The organism is Janibacter sp. UYMM211, from assembly GCF_040547045.1.
Classification (GTDB): Bacteria; Actinomycetota; Actinomycetes; order Actinomycetales; family Dermatophilaceae; genus Marihabitans; species Marihabitans melonis.
In genome coordinates, this window is the sequence record NZ_JBEPOY010000004.1 from 369,433 (window position 1) to 381,917 (window position 12,485).

The 12,485-nt window shown below is 74.9% G+C and carries 14 protein-coding genes and 1 pseudogene; 7 read left to right on the top strand and 8 right to left on the bottom strand.

The features are described 5' to 3' along the window. Nucleotides 1-28: 28 nt before the first annotated feature. The 5 genes from gabT (at nucleotide 29) to ABIB53_RS13010 (ending at nucleotide 4,713) form a co-directional block, all read left to right on the top strand. Nucleotides 29-1,306, top strand: coding sequence for a 4-aminobutyrate--2-oxoglutarate transaminase (gabT, locus tag ABIB53_RS12990; protein WP_354588471.1), 1,278 nt, complete (start codon nucleotides 29-31; stop codon nucleotides 1,304-1,306). 152 nt (nucleotides 1,307-1,458) lie between these two features. Beyond that, nucleotides 1,459-2,028 (top strand): DoxX family protein, encoded by a 570-nt coding sequence (locus tag ABIB53_RS12995; protein WP_123093521.1) that lies wholly within the window; start codon nucleotides 1,459-1,461, stop codon nucleotides 2,026-2,028. Nucleotides 2,029-2,165: 137 nt separating this feature from the next. Beyond that, nucleotides 2,166-3,143, top strand: coding sequence for a glucosyl-3-phosphoglycerate synthase (locus tag ABIB53_RS13000; RefSeq protein ID WP_354588455.1), 978 nt, complete (start codon nucleotides 2,166-2,168; stop codon nucleotides 3,141-3,143). Then, on the top strand, nucleotides 3,140-4,006 hold the full coding sequence (gene folP / locus ABIB53_RS13005) for a dihydropteroate synthase (protein WP_354588456.1): 867 nt from the start codon (nucleotides 3,140-3,142) through the stop codon (nucleotides 4,004-4,006). The genes ABIB53_RS13000 and folP overlap by 4 nt, the downstream gene beginning before the upstream one ends. Next, nucleotides 4,003-4,713 carry a class III extradiol ring-cleavage dioxygenase family protein gene (locus ABIB53_RS13010; RefSeq protein WP_354588457.1) on the top strand — a complete coding sequence of 237 codons (711 nt, stop codon included), beginning with the start codon at nucleotides 4,003-4,005 and terminating at the stop codon, nucleotides 4,711-4,713. The genes folP and ABIB53_RS13010 overlap by 4 nt, the downstream gene beginning before the upstream one ends. A 36-nt stretch (nucleotides 4,714-4,749) precedes the next feature. Here the strand turns inward: ABIB53_RS13010 and ABIB53_RS13015 are convergent, their stop codons facing one another. The 3 genes from ABIB53_RS13015 to ABIB53_RS13025 all read right to left on the bottom strand — a co-directional run bounded on the left by ABIB53_RS13015 (nucleotide 4,750) and on the right by ABIB53_RS13025 (nucleotide 6,923). After that, nucleotides 4,750-5,157, bottom strand: a complete 408-nt coding sequence (locus ABIB53_RS13015; protein WP_123093517.1) for a GntR family transcriptional regulator — start codon at nucleotides 5,155-5,157, stop codon at nucleotides 4,750-4,752. Continuing rightward, nucleotides 5,154-6,077, bottom strand: a complete 924-nt coding sequence (locus tag ABIB53_RS13020; RefSeq protein ID WP_354588458.1) for a hypothetical protein — start codon at nucleotides 6,075-6,077, stop codon at nucleotides 5,154-5,156. The genes ABIB53_RS13015 and ABIB53_RS13020 overlap by 4 nt, the downstream gene beginning before the upstream one ends. An 81-nt stretch (nucleotides 6,078-6,158) precedes the next feature. After that, the gene (locus tag ABIB53_RS13025; protein ID WP_354588459.1) at nucleotides 6,159-6,923 is read right to left on the bottom strand and encodes an SDR family NAD(P)-dependent oxidoreductase; all 765 of its coding nucleotides are present in this window, start codon (nucleotides 6,921-6,923) and stop codon (nucleotides 6,159-6,161) included. A 77-nt stretch (nucleotides 6,924-7,000) separates the two neighbouring features. Between ABIB53_RS13025 and ABIB53_RS13030 the strand changes: the two genes are divergently transcribed. After that, nucleotides 7,001-7,948: an alpha/beta fold hydrolase gene (locus ABIB53_RS13030; protein ID WP_354588460.1), complete on the top strand. Its 948-nt coding sequence runs from the start codon at nucleotides 7,001-7,003 to the stop codon at nucleotides 7,946-7,948. A 36-nt stretch (nucleotides 7,949-7,984) separates the two neighbouring features. On the opposite strand, the gene ABIB53_RS13035 is transcribed toward ABIB53_RS13030, so the two are convergent. After that, a complete protein-coding gene (locus ABIB53_RS13035; protein ID WP_354588461.1) occupies nucleotides 7,985-9,148 on the bottom strand; it encodes an acyl-CoA dehydrogenase family protein in 1,164 nt (387 codons plus the stop codon). Between the two features lie 61 nt (nucleotides 9,149-9,209). On the opposite strand from ABIB53_RS13035, the gene ABIB53_RS13040 reads away from it, so the two are divergent. Then, on the top strand, nucleotides 9,210-10,358 hold the full coding sequence (locus ABIB53_RS13040) for an LCP family protein (protein WP_354588462.1): 1,149 nt from the start codon (nucleotides 9,210-9,212) through the stop codon (nucleotides 10,356-10,358). Nucleotides 10,359-10,391: 33 nt separating this feature from the next. Here ABIB53_RS13040 and ABIB53_RS13045 read toward each other — a convergent pair whose 3' ends face one another. The 4 genes and pseudogenes from ABIB53_RS13045 to ABIB53_RS13060 all read right to left on the bottom strand — a co-directional run. Then, a complete protein-coding gene (locus tag ABIB53_RS13045) occupies nucleotides 10,392-11,213 on the bottom strand; it encodes an SGNH/GDSL hydrolase family protein (RefSeq protein ID WP_354588463.1) in 822 nt (273 codons plus the stop codon). Then, a complete protein-coding gene (locus tag ABIB53_RS13050) occupies nucleotides 11,210-11,884 on the bottom strand; it encodes a uracil-DNA glycosylase (protein ID WP_354588464.1) in 675 nt (224 codons plus the stop codon). Before ABIB53_RS13050 ends, ABIB53_RS13045 begins: the two co-directional genes overlap by 4 nt. A 47-nt stretch (nucleotides 11,885-11,931) precedes the next feature. Next, on the bottom strand, nucleotides 11,932-12,345 hold the full coding sequence (locus tag ABIB53_RS13055) for an arsenate reductase ArsC (protein ID WP_354588465.1): 414 nt from the start codon (nucleotides 12,343-12,345) through the stop codon (nucleotides 11,932-11,934). Next, nucleotides 12,342-12,485 (bottom strand): annotated as a pseudogene (locus ABIB53_RS13060) (ACR3 family arsenite efflux transporter); the annotation flags it as partial. The pseudogene ABIB53_RS13060 and the gene ABIB53_RS13055, both read right to left, overlap by 4 nt.

Consider the following 12,485-nt stretch of genomic DNA (forward strand, 5'->3'; position numbering starts at 1 on the left):
CCAGATCCCCGGCCCGCGGTCGGTCCAGATGCAGCAGCGCAAGCTCGCCGCCGTCGCCGACGGGGTCGGCACCGGCCTGCCGGTCTACGTCGAGGCCGCCGAGGGCGGCATCGTGCGTGACGTCGACGGCAACCAGCTCATCGACTTCGGCTCCGGCATCGCCGTGACGAGCGTGGGCAACCGCAACCAGCGCGTCATGGACGCCGTGACCGCGCAGGTGCAGGACTTCACCCACACGTGCTTCATGGTCACCCCGTACGAGGAGTACCTCGAGGTGTGCGAGGCGCTCGCCGAGGTCACTCCCGGCGACCACGCGAAGAAGTCCGCGCTCTTCAACTCCGGCGCCGAGGCGGTCGAGAACGCCGTGAAGATCGCGCGGCACGCGACCGGCCGCAGCGCGGTCATCGCCTTCGACCACGGCTACCACGGCCGCACCAACCTCACGATGGCGCTCACGGCGAAGAACATGCCGTACAAGGACGGCTTTGGCCCCTTCGCCGGCGAGGTCTACCGCGCACCGATGGCCTACCCCTACCGCTGGCTCACCGGCGAGAAGCAGTGCGCCGACGAGGCCTTCGACGCCTTCACCTCGATGGTCCACGCGCAGGTCGGCGAGCAGAACTGCGCAGCCGTCATCCTCGAGCCGATCCAGGGCGAAGGGGGATTCATCGTCCCGCCCGCCGGGTGGACCAAGCGGGTGGCCGACTGGTGCCGCGAGCACGGCATCCTCTTCGTCGCCGACGAGGTGCAGTCGGGCTTCTGCCGCACCGGTGACTGGTTCGCCAGCGACCACGAGGGCGTCGTGCCCGACCTCATGACGACGGCGAAGGGCATCGCCGGCGGCATGCCGCTCGCGGCGGTCACCGGGCGCGCCGAGCTCATGGACGCCGTGCACGGCGGCGGTCTCGGCGGCACCTACGGGGGCAACCCCGTCGCCTGCGCGGCGGCCCTCGCGAGCATCGAGACGATGCGCGAGGAGGACCTCGCCGGGCGCGCCCGCGAGATCGAGGCGGTCCTCGTCCCGCGCCTGCAGGCGCTCGCCGACTCGACGGGCGTCATCGGCGAGGTCCGCGGCCGGGGCGCGATGATCGCGATCGAGCTCGTGTCGGACCTCGACCTCAAGACGCCGGCGCCCCAGCTGGCCGCCGCGGTCAACGCCGCGTGCCACGAGCGCGGTCTCGTCACCCTCACCTGCGGCACCTACGGCAACGTCTTCCGCTTCCTGCCCCCGCTCACCATCGGCGACGACCTCCTCGCCGAGGGGCTCGACATCCTCGAGGAGGCCTTCGCGCAGGCCCTGCGCTGACCCCCTTCGCCCGTGCCCACGCCGTCTCCCGTCCGCGGGAGGCGGCGTGCGTCACATCCGGGGGAGTTGTCTACGACATCGCGTAGTACTACATTGGGTAGTGCCAGCAGGAAGGGATCCTGCCGGACTCGGTTCCCGATCAGGAGGACACCATGACCGCCACACAGGACGCCCGCCGCACCACCGGTGCGCAGGTCACCCACCACGAGGACGTCGTCCGCTCGCCGATCGCCCGGTACGTCATGGGCGCGCTGCGCGTCGTCCTCGGCTTCACCTTCCTCTGGGCCTTCGTCGACAAGCTCTTCGGCTTCGGCTACACGACCCCGGCCGGCGCCGGCTGGCTCGACGGCGGCTCGCCGACGACGGGCTTCCTCACGAAGAACCCCGCGGTCACCGAGGGCCCCCTCGGCGACGTCTTCGCCGGCTTCGCCGGCGGGGTCTGGGACTGGCTCTTCATGGCCGGTCTGCTCGGCATCGGCGTCGCGGTCCTGCTCGGCGCGGGCATGAAGGTCGCCGCCTGGGCGGGTGTCGTCCTCCTCGGCCTCATGTACCTCGCCGAGCTGCCGATCGGCCGTCCGGATGCCGGCTTCACCAACCCGCTCGTCGACAGCCACTGGGTCGAGGCGCTCGCGCTGCTCGCCCTGGCCTACACCTTCAGCGGTGACACCCTCGGCATCGGCCGGTGGTGGGGCCGGGTCGTCGGCGACGGCTTCCTGCGCTGACCGCGCCGCACCCTGACGGCTCCCCGGGAGATCTCCCGGGGAGCCGTCAGGCATCTCCCGGCGAAGGGGGAGGAGGCGTCGGCTAGCGTCGGCCCGGGACGACCGCCGGGTCGCCCCGGCTGACGGACGGAGACGGCATGCGCGCGGAGACCCTCGCCTGGCTCGACGCGCGCAGCTCGAGCCACGAGGACTGGCCGCTCGCCGATCTCGTCGCCCGCAAGGTCGCCGGCGGCACCCGGGTGAGCGTCGTCGTCCCCGCGAAGGACGAGGCCGCCACCGTGGCCGACGTCGTCGGCGGGATCCGCGCCGAGCTCGTCGAGCGGGCCGCGCGCGACCACGGGCACCCGCTCGTCGACGAGCTCGTCGTCGTCGACTCCGACTCCCGCGACGGCACCGCCGAGATCGCGCGGGCCGCGGGCGCGGTCGTCCACGCGAGCGCCGAGATCCGCCCCGACCTCGGCACCCACCCCGGCAAGGGCGAGGCGCTGTGGAAGTCGCTCTTCGTCACCAGCGGCGACCTCCTCGTCTTCGTCGACGCCGACCTCCGGCTGTGGGGCACCCACTTCGTCACCGGGCTGCTCGGACCGCTGCTCGCCCACCCGCAGACCCAGCTCGTCAAGGGCTACTACGACCGGGTGCTCGACCGCGACGGCGAGGCCGCGAGCACCCAGGGCGGGCGGGTCACCGAGCTCGTCGCCCGGCCCCTGCTCGACCTGTGGTGGCCCGAGCTGGCCGGCGTCATCCAGCCGCTCGCGGGGGAGTGGGCGGCGCGCCGCGAGCTCATGAGCTCGCTCGCCGTGCCGACCGGCTACGGCGTCGAGATCGCGACCCTGCTCGACACCTACGCGCGGTACGGCCTCGACGCGATCGCCCAGGTCGACCTCGGCGTCCGCGCCCACGAGCACCAGCAGGACCACGACCTGGCCGTCATGGCCGCCGAGCTGCTCGCCGTCGCCCGCTCGCGGTGCGACGGCGACGCGGGGGCGCCGCGTGCCGCGGTCCTCCAGCAGCACACCCGGGCCGAGGGCTGGCGGGAGCGGCCGGTGCCGCTCGCCGTGCGGCCACCGGCCGCCGACGTGCCCGGGGCGACCTCGGGCGGAGGAGGACCCCGATGAGCCTGCGCCTGGGGCGGCGTACCTTCGCCGACACCGATCTGCTCGTCATGGCGATCGTCAACCGCACGCCCGACTCCTTCTACGACCGGGGGGCGACCTTCGCCGACGACACGGCGATGGCCCGGGTCGACGCCGTCGTCGCGCAGGGCGCGGATCTCGTCGACATCGGCGGGGTCAAGGCGGCGCCGGGCGGTGAGGTGTCGGTCGCCGAGGAGGTCGACCGGGTCGTCGGCTTCGTCGCCGCCGTGCGCGATCGGCACCCCGACCTCGTCATCAGCGTCGACACGTGGCGCCACGAGGTCGCCCGCGAGGTGTGCGCCGTCGGCGCCGACGTGCTCAACGACGCGTGGGGCGGGGTGGACCCGCTGCTGCTCGACGTCGCCGCCGAGCACGGCGCGGCCGTCGTGTGCACGCACACGGGCGGTGCCGCCGTGCGCACCCGCCCCTTCCGCACCGGCTACGACGGCGACGTCGTGCGCCACGTCCTCGACGGCGTCCTCGACTACGCCCACCGCGCGGTGGCCGCGGGCGTCCACCGCGAGTCGGTGCTCGTCGACCCGGCGCACGACTTCGGCAAGAACACCCACCACACGCTCGAGGTGACCCGCCGCCTCGACGAGATGGTCGAGACCGGGTGGCCCGTCCTGGTCTCGCTGTCGAACAAGGACTTCGTCGGCGAGACCCTCGACCGGCCCGTCGACGAGCGGGTCGTCGGCACGCTCGCGACGACCGCTGTCTCCGCCTGGCTCGGTGCGCGCGTCTACCGGGTGCACGAGGTCGCCGAGACGCGTCAGGTCCTCGACATGGTCGCCACCCTGCGCGGCGAGCGCCCGCCGGCCCGCACGACGCGAGGTCTGGCATGAGCCTCGCCTCCGCGGTCGTCGTCCCCGCCGCCCCCGCTCTGCTGCCCGGTCTCGGCGGCTCGGTCGACCCGCTCGGCCCCCTTCGCTCGACCGCGCGCGATGCTGTCGCCGAGGCCCTCGCCGCGGCACCGGGCGCATGGGTCGTCGTCGTCGCGTCCGCGACCCATCGCGAAGGGGGAGACGCCCGCCGCCCGGTGCGCCAGGAGTGGCCGCTCGACGCGCCGACCGGGGCGCCTCGGTACACGCACGGCCGGGTCATGCCCGACGCCCTGCCGACGGGGCTGGAGATCGGGCGCGAGCTGCTCGACGGACTCGGCGCGTACGAGCGGGTGCGTCTGGTCAGCGTGGCCGACGACGCGGCGCCGGCGGAGTGCGCGACCCTCGGCGCCCGGATCGTCGCGGACGCCCCGACGGTGCTCGTCGTCGTCGGCGACGGCTCCGCGACCCGGACCCTCAAGGCTCCGGGTCACCTCGACGAGCGCAGCGAGGCCTTCGACGCGGAGCTCTCGCGGGCGCTGGCAGCCGTCGACGGCCCGGCCCTGCTCGCCGTCGACCCCCACCTCGCGGACGCCTTGTGGTGCCGGGGCCGGCCCGCCCTGCAGGTCCTCGGCGGTGCCGCCGACGCGACCGCGCTGCGCGGCGACGTCGTGCTCGACGAGGCGCCGTACGGCGTCGGCTACCTCGTCGCGACCTGGCTCCCGCGCTGACGCGCTACGGCGCAGTACTGGTCGCGATCGCGACCACTACTGCGCCGTAGCGCGGGCCGATGCGGGGCCGGGCTCGTCCCGCAGGGCGGCGAAGGCGTCGTCCACGGCTGCTCGTGCCTGGTGCGGTGTCACCCCGAGGGCGGCGATCTCGGCGACGAAGACCGCGGCCGAGCGTCGCAGGCGCGCCTCCGCTCCGCCGCTCACCGGGTGCCAGGCCCGGGTGCCCCCGCCGCGGCGCGTCTGCACCAGCCCGGCGGCCTCCAGCTCCTTGTAGGCGCGGGCCACCGTGCCGGTCGCCAGACCGAGGTCGCCGGCGAGCTGGCGGACGGACGGCAACCGCTCGTCATGCGGGATCTGACCGGTCTCGATGAGTGCCGCGAGCTGGCGACGGACCTGCTCGAAGGGAGGAGTCGGATCCGCGACGTCGACGCTCACCTCGCTCATCGGCCGGCCACCTCTCTCGGCTGCGCGGTGGGCATCGCGACGAGGGCCGGTCGGACGAGCAGGCTGCTCGCCGCCCAGGCCGTGCCGAAGCACGCGGCGAGAGCGAGGGCCCCGCACAGCAGCGCCAGTGCGCCGTAGCCCGTCGGCCGGCAGCTCGCCCCCGCCAGGCCGGCGGTCATGAGGACAAGGACCGGCACGAGGGTCACGCAGGACGCGAGCGTCAGGCCGAGGAGGACGTCTCGTGCCGACCAACGTCGCATCGCGGCGTCGAGGGCGCGGTCCTGCGAGACCACCGGCCGCCGCGCCACGACGACGAGCGTGACCGCGGCGAGCAGGGCTGCCAGGGTGAGCGCTGCGGCGACGGGGAGGGCGTAGAACGACCCGGGCCAGGGCCCGCGCAGGTGCGAGACCTCCAGCCCCGAGGCATCGACGCACCGGGTCGCCAGCGAGCGACCGGCCCGTCCGAGGTCGTCCGCGTCGCCCAGGGCGGTCCCGAGGGCGAGAGTCGCCGCGACGGCCCCCAGCGCCACGGCGGCGGTCCGGGCATGCGCCCGCGGGAGCACCTCGAGCACCGAGCGCGGCGCGAGGCTCGCCGTGCGGACCCGGGTCGCGGCCCGGCGCACCGTGAGCTCCGCGAGGCAGCAGCCAGCGAGGAAGACCAGTGCGGCGAGGGCGGGCCCGGCCGAGGCGACCTGACCGGGGCCGCCCAGGCCGCCGCCGGCACCGGAGGTCACGGCGACACCGGTGACCGCGGCCGCGACGAGCGCCCCGAGACGCAGGAGCACGAGCCGGCGGTGGGTCCGCGCGACCTCGTCGTGAGCCTCGGGCGGCACGACGAGGGACTGGCGCCGCAGGACGGCCACGACGACCCCGGCGACGAGCGCCAGCAGGGCGAGGGGGAGGACGAGCAGACCGGCCATGACCACTCCTTGTATCAAGCAACTGCGACAAGCAGAGGATCCACCCGTCGGTCACCTTGTGTCAAGGAGACAGGACAAATGTCAGCGCGGGGGCATCCGCAGCGCGCCGTCGAGGCGGATGACCTCGCCGTTGAGCATCGAGTTGTCGACGACGTGGGCGACGAGCTTCGCGTACTCCGCCGGCTGGCCGAGGCGCGAGGGGTGCGGCACCTGCGCCTCGAGGACGGCGGTCGCCTCGGCGGGCAGACCCGCCAGCATCGGGGTGGCGAAGGTCCCCGGCGCGATCGTCGTGACGCGGACGGCCTTGTCGGCCAGGTCGCGGGCCGCGGAGAGCGTGAGCCCGACGACGCCCCCCTTCGAGGAGGCGTAGGCGGCCTGGCCGACCTGCCCGTCGTAGGCGGCGATGGAGGCGGTCATGACGACGACGCCCCGGTCGCCGTCGACCGGCTCGAGCTCGGCCATCACGGCGGCGGCGAGGCGCAGGACGTTGAAGGTGCCGACGAGGTTGACCTCGATCACCTGGCGGAAGGTCTCGAGGGCGAGCGGGCCCTTGCGGCCGACGACCCGGCCGGGCGTGCCGATCCCGGCGCAGGTGACCGCGATGCGCAGCTCGCCGAGCTCGGAGGCGGCCGCGACGGCGGCGAGGACCTGGCCCTCGTCGCGCACGTCGGTGGCGACGAAGCGGGCTCGCTCCCCGAGCTCTGCGGCGAGCTGCTCGCCGGGGCTCGAGGCGAGATCGGCGATGACGACGGCGGCCCCCAGGTCGTGGAGGTGGCGGGTCGTGGCCTCGCCGAGGCCCGAGGCCCCGCCGGTGACCAGGGCGACGGTGGTGTCCGTGATGCGCATGGCCGCGAGCATAGTGAGCCAGACGACCACCACCCCGCTGACCGGACCAGGGGGCTCGCGGGAGAGACTCTGTGCTCATGACCCCTGCTGAGCGCACGCCCCTCGAGGCCGCCGTCGACCGCTGGGGCGGCCGGCTCGAGACCGTCGACCTCGACGGCGACGCGCACATGGCCGTCTTCGCCGGTCCGGAGGGGGCGAGCGCCACCCCGGCCGTCCTCGTGCACGGGCTCGGGGGGCACGTGACGAACTGGGTCCTGCTCGCCGACGAGCTGCGCCGCGAGCGCGACGTCTACGCCGTCGACCTCGGCGGTCACGGGCTGACCCGCGCCGACGTGCACGCCCCGAGCGTCGGGTCCAACGCCCAACTCGTGCGCCGCTTCGTCGACGAGGTCGTCCTGCCGCGCACCGGCGCCGACGAGGTCCTCCTCGTCGGCAACTCGATGGGCGGGCTCGTCGTCACCCTCGTCGCCTCGCGGGACGAGCGCGGGATCGCCGGGGTCGTCCTGCTCAACCCGGCGCTGCCGGCTCCGCGCAGCCGTCCCCACGTGCAGGCGCGCACCCTCGCCACCCTCGTGCGGCCCGCCCTGAGCCGCGCGGTGCGCACACGCCGCGGCACGCCGATCACCCTCGAGGAGGAGGTCGAGCGCTCGCTGCGGATGTGCGTCGGCGACTGGAGCCGGATGGACCGCGCCGCGCTCGACGCCCACGTCGTCATGGCGCGCAGCCAGCGCGGCTTCACCGAGCTGGCCCGCGCGCAGACCGAGGCGGGACGCACGATGATCGCCGCCCTCGGGCGTCACCGCGTCGTCGCCGAGCGGCTGCGCCGGATGTCGGTGCCGGTGCTCCTCGTGCACGGCACCGAGGACCGGCTCGTCGACGTCTCCGCCGCCCGCTGGGCGGCGAAGGTCGCCACGGACATCACCTACGAGGAGCTCAGCGGCGTCGGGCACGTGCCGATGCTCGAGATCCCGGCCGAGACCGCCGAGATCGTGCGGCGCTGGGAGCGCGAGCACGTCGAGCCCTGACCGGCTCGCCGGCCGGTGCCTGCGCCGGCGCGCGCCTCAGCGCACCGAGCGCAGCAGGTCCCGCGAGATGACGAGACGCTGGATCTGGTTGGTCCCCTCGAAGATCTGCGTCACCTTCGCCTCTCGGAAGTAGCGCTCGACAGGGAAGTCGGCGGTGTAGCCGGCGCCGCCGAGCACCTGGATCGCGTCGGTCGTCACGCGCATCGCGGCATCGGTCGCGACGAGCTTGGCCACCGCGGCCTGGCGGCCGAAGGCGCGCCCGGCGTCGCGCAGCCGTGCGGCGTGGAGGTAGGTCGCCCGGGCCGAGGTGACCGCGGCCTCCATGTCGGCGAGGAGGAAGGCCAGGCCCTGGTTGTCGGCGATGCTCCGGCCGAACTGCTGGCGCTCGGCCGCGTAGCGGGCGGCGGCGTCGAGGGCGCCCTGGGCCAGACCGGTCGAGGCGGCGGCGATGCCGAGGCGGCCGGCGTCGAGGGCGGACAGGGCGATCGTCATGCCCTGGCCGATCTCGCCCACCCGGTGGTCGTCGGCGACCGGCACGTCCTCGTAGTAGACCTCGCGGACGGTGTCGCCGTGCAGGCCCATCTTGCGCTCGGGGGTGCCGAAGGTCAGGCCGGGCGCGTCCGCGGGCACGACGAAGCACGTGATGCCCCGACCGCCGTCGTCGCTCGTCCGGGCGAAGGTCGTGTAGAAGTCGGCGTGCCCGGCGTGGCTGATCCACGCCTTGCGGCCCCGGACGACCCAGCCGTCGTCGGTGCGCGTCGCCCGGGTCGTCATCGAGCCGACGTCGGAGCCCGCGAGGGGCTCGGAGAGCGCGTAGGCGCCGAGCTGAGCGCCGGAGAGCATCTCCGGGAGCATCCGCTGCTGCTGCTCCGGGGTGCCGAAGGCCGCCACCGGGTAGCAGGTGAGCCCGTGCACGGAGGTGCCGACGGCCACCGACATCCACACCGACGCGATCTCCTCGACGACCTGGAGGTACACCTCGTAGGCCTGGCCGCCGCCGCCGAGCTCCTCGGGGTAGGGCAGCGAGAGCAGACCGGCCTCGCCGAGCTCGGCGAAGACCTCGCGCGGGAAGACCTCACCGCCCTCCGCGGCGCGCTCGGTCTCGTCGACGGCCGGGCGCAGCACCCGGTCGCAGATCGTGCGGGTCATCTCGATGAGGTCGTCACCGATCTCCGTGGGCATGAGCCGGGTTGCGGGCATGTCTCGCAGCGTAGACGAGCGAGCCTCGCGACCACCCAGCCCCGTGTGGTGCCATGGGGACGTGCGCACCTCAGCCCTGCCCGTGACGCTCACCGCCGCGATGAGCGCCCTCGCCCTGGCCGCCTGCACCGGTTCCGCGGACGAGCCCAGGGCCTCGGCGACCCCGTCGACGACGTCCTCGGCCACCCCTTCGTCCGCCGCCGCCTCGGCCTCGAGGTCCACGCCCACCTCCCGGATCTCCAAGGCCCCGGCGGGCCTGCGCGACGCCGTCACCGCCCGCTACGGGTCGGCCGTGACCGGCTCGGCCGAGCGGGGCCGCTGGCGCGGTGACGACGTCGCCGTGGTCACCGGCAGCGGCGACCAGGACGGCGACGTCACCCTCGCCGTGCGCCCGAGGGGACGCCAGGGGTGGAAGGTCGTCGGTGGCTGGTGGCCCTCGCTCGGCCCGACGAAGGGCAAGACCCGGCTCGGCGGCCGCGGGCACGTCCTGCTCATCGGCTCCGATGCCCGCCCCGGCGAGGACCCCGCGCGCACCCGGGCCGACGCCCTGCAGCTGCTCGGCGTCGACGGCACCGGGGGCGCCGGTCTCATGGGCTTCGCCCGCGACCTGTGGGTCCCGATCCCCGGCCACGGCGAGGGCAAGCTCAACTCCGCCCTCGTCTACGCAGGCCCCCAGGGACAGGTCGACACGGTGCGCCGCCTCACCGGCATCACCCCGACCGGCTACGTGCTCACCGGCTTCGAGGGGTTCGAGGGTGTCGTCGACGACCTCGGCGGCCTGAGCTTCCGGGCGCCCTTCAGCATGGACAGCCACCTCAGCGGCGGCACGATCGCGAAGGGGGCGCGCCGGCTCAGCGGCCGGCAGGCGCTCGCGTGGTCGCGTGAGCGCAAGAGCCTGCCGGGCGGGGACTTCGACCGCTCGCGCAACCAGGGGCTGCTCCTCGCGGCCGCGGCGATCCAGGCCCGGCTCGCCGGTCCCGCCGTCCTGCCGCGCGCGCTGACGGTCGTCGACCGGCACACCGAGTCCGACCTCACCGGCGAGGAGATGCTCCTCTTCGCCGCCGCCTTCTACCGGGTCGACCCGGGCCAGGTGGGTCGAGCCGTGGCGAAGGGGCCGACCGGCACCGCCGCCGGCCAGTCCGTCGTGCGTCTCGACGACGCCTCCCGGGCCGCCTTCCGCGACTTCCGCGACGGGCGCATCAGCGGCTGACGAGCCGTCCCGGGTGCCCGGGACGGTGGTGCCTCAGCCGCCGAAGGGCAGCTCGCCCGGCCGCAGCGGCGTCAGCTCGGGACGCTTCGCGTCGCGGGTGTCGCCGGAGGAGCGACCGGTGAGCCGGCGCTGCACCCACGGGCCGGCATACTCGCGGGCCCAGCGACCGCTCTCGACGACTCGCTCGCGGCGCGGTGCGACGGGAGCGGTCGGCAGCGGCGCGCCCCACTCGGCCCGGTCGGTCTCGACGCCGAGCGCGTCGAGGGCGGCGAGCGCGACCCGACGGTGACCCTCGGGGGAGAGGTGGATGCGGTCCTGCGACCACATCCGCCAGTCGCGCAGCGAGCGCATCGTCCACAGGTTGAGCACGCTGGCACCGTGCCGCTGGGCGATGGAGAAGAGGTTGGCCGTGTGCACCGCGTGCCGGGGGCGAAGGGAGGCCAGCAGCCCCGCCTTCGCCGGGTCGGTCGGCGTCGCGAGGAGCACGTCGGCGCCGGTGGCCCGCACCCTCGCGACGGCGTCCTCGAGCCGGTCCGCGACGGCGTCGAGGTCGACGCTCGGACGCAAGATGTCGTTGCCCCCGCCGACGACGGAGACGAGCTCGGCGCCCATCGGCAGGGCCTCCTCGAGCTGGCGGCCGACGACGTCGTCGAGCTTGCGCCCCCGGACGGCGAGGTTCGCGTAGCGGAAGGGCTGGTCCGCGTCGCCGGCCGCGTCCTCGTGCCGCTGGGCGAGCGCGTCGGCGAGCCGGTCGGCCCAGCCGAGGTACGAGCCCTCGACGCTGGGGTCGGGGTCGGACATCCCCTCGCTGAAGGAGTCGCCGATCGCGACGTAGCTGGACCAGGTGCGGGTCATGGGAGCCTCCAGTCGACCGGCTGCGCGCCCTGGCGGGTGAGCAGCTCGTCGGTGCGCGAGAAGGGACGGGAGCCGAAGAAGCCGTTCCGGGCGGACAGCGGCGAGGGGTGGGCGGACTCGACGACCGGGACGTCACCGAGAGCGGGGGCGAGGGAGCGGGCGCCGCGGCCCCACAGGATCGCGACGAGCGGACCGCCGCGGGCGGCGAGGACCTCGATGGCGCGGTCGGTGACCTCCTCCCACCCCTTGCCCTGATGCGAGGCCGGGGCACCCGGTCGCACGGTGAGGGTGCGGTTGAGGAGCATGACGCCCTGCTCGGTCCACGGGGTGAGGTCGCCGGTGCTCGGCATCGGCACCCCGAGGTCGTCGACGAGCTCGCGGTAGATGTTGCCCAGGCTGCGCGGCACGGGGCTGACGTCCGGCGCGACGGCGAAGGACAGCCCGATCGCGTGCCCGGGGGTCGGGTAGGGGTCCTGGCCGACGACGAGGACGCGGACGTCCTCGAGCGGGATGGTGAAGGCGCGCAGGACGTGCTCGCCGCTCGGCAGGTAGCCGCGGCCGGCCTCGACCTCGCCCCTCAGGAAGTCGCCGAGCGCGGCGATGGTGCCCGCCACCGGCTCCAGGGCCTGCGCCCACGACGGGTGGACGAGGGCGGCGAGGTCGCGGGGCACGAGCGCCAACCTAACCCCGGCGAAGGGGCGAGGCCCCCGCCGGGTGGTCAGGCCCGGTCGACCCCGAGCGAGTCGAGCAGGGTGACGACCCGGTCGCGGATGGCGTCACGGATCGGGCGCACGGCCGCGACCCCCTGACCCGCGGGGTCGTCGAGCGGCCAGTCCTCGTAGCGCGTGCCGGGGAAGACCGGGCAGGCGTCGCCGCAGCCCATGGTGACGACGACGTCGCTGGAGCGGACCGTCTCGGGCGTGAGGACCTTCGGCTGCGCGGCGCTGATGTCGATGCCGACCTCGCGCATGGCCTCGACTGCCGCGGGGTTGACGGCGTCGCCCGGCGCGGACCCGGCCGAGCGGACCTCGACGGCGTCACCGGCGAGATGCGCGAGCCAGGCCTGGGCCATCTGCGAGCGCCCGGCGTTGTGCACGCAGACGAAGAGGACGCAGGGGCGGGCGGCGGTCATCGGGTCTCCTGGGGCGAGGGGGTGGCGGGCGTCCATCGGGGACGCCGGCGCAGGGCGAGCGAGACGTAGACCAGGCCGACGAGGACGGGCACCTCGATCAGTGGTCCGACGACCCCGGCCAGGGCCTGGCCGGAGGTGAC

What these genes read in the sequence shown, in the direction of transcription:
- gabT (WP_354588471.1), top strand. Translation starts at nt 29, where the DNA reads ATGCAGCAGCGCAAGCTCGCCGCCGTCGCCGACGGGGTCGGCACCGGC.
- ABIB53_RS12995 (WP_123093521.1), top strand. Translation starts at nt 1,459, where the DNA reads ATGACCGCCACACAGGACGCCCGCCGCACCACCGGTGCGCAGGTCACC.
- ABIB53_RS13000 (WP_354588455.1), top strand. Translation starts at nt 2,166, where the DNA reads ATGCGCGCGGAGACCCTCGCCTGGCTCGACGCGCGCAGCTCGAGCCAC.
- folP (WP_354588456.1), top strand. Translation starts at nt 3,140, where the DNA reads ATGAGCCTGCGCCTGGGGCGGCGTACCTTCGCCGACACCGATCTGCTC.
- ABIB53_RS13010 (WP_354588457.1), top strand. Translation starts at nt 4,003, where the DNA reads ATGAGCCTCGCCTCCGCGGTCGTCGTCCCCGCCGCCCCCGCTCTGCTG.
- ABIB53_RS13015 (WP_123093517.1), bottom strand. Translation starts at nt 5,157, where the DNA reads ATGAGCGAGGTGAGCGTCGACGTCGCGGATCCGACTCCTCCCTTCGAG.
- ABIB53_RS13020 (WP_354588458.1), bottom strand. Translation starts at nt 6,077, where the DNA reads ATGGCCGGTCTGCTCGTCCTCCCCCTCGCCCTGCTGGCGCTCGTCGCC.
- ABIB53_RS13025 (WP_354588459.1), bottom strand. Translation starts at nt 6,923, where the DNA reads ATGCGCATCACGGACACCACCGTCGCCCTGGTCACCGGCGGGGCCTCG.
- ABIB53_RS13030 (WP_354588460.1), top strand. Translation starts at nt 7,001, where the DNA reads ATGACCCCTGCTGAGCGCACGCCCCTCGAGGCCGCCGTCGACCGCTGG.
- ABIB53_RS13035 (WP_354588461.1), bottom strand. Translation starts at nt 9,148, where the DNA reads ATGCCCGCAACCCGGCTCATGCCCACGGAGATCGGTGACGACCTCATC.
- ABIB53_RS13045 (WP_354588463.1), bottom strand. Translation starts at nt 11,213, where the DNA reads ATGACCCGCACCTGGTCCAGCTACGTCGCGATCGGCGACTCCTTCAGC.
- ABIB53_RS13055 (WP_354588465.1), bottom strand. Translation starts at nt 12,345, where the DNA reads ATGACCGCCGCCCGCCCCTGCGTCCTCTTCGTCTGCGTGCACAACGCC.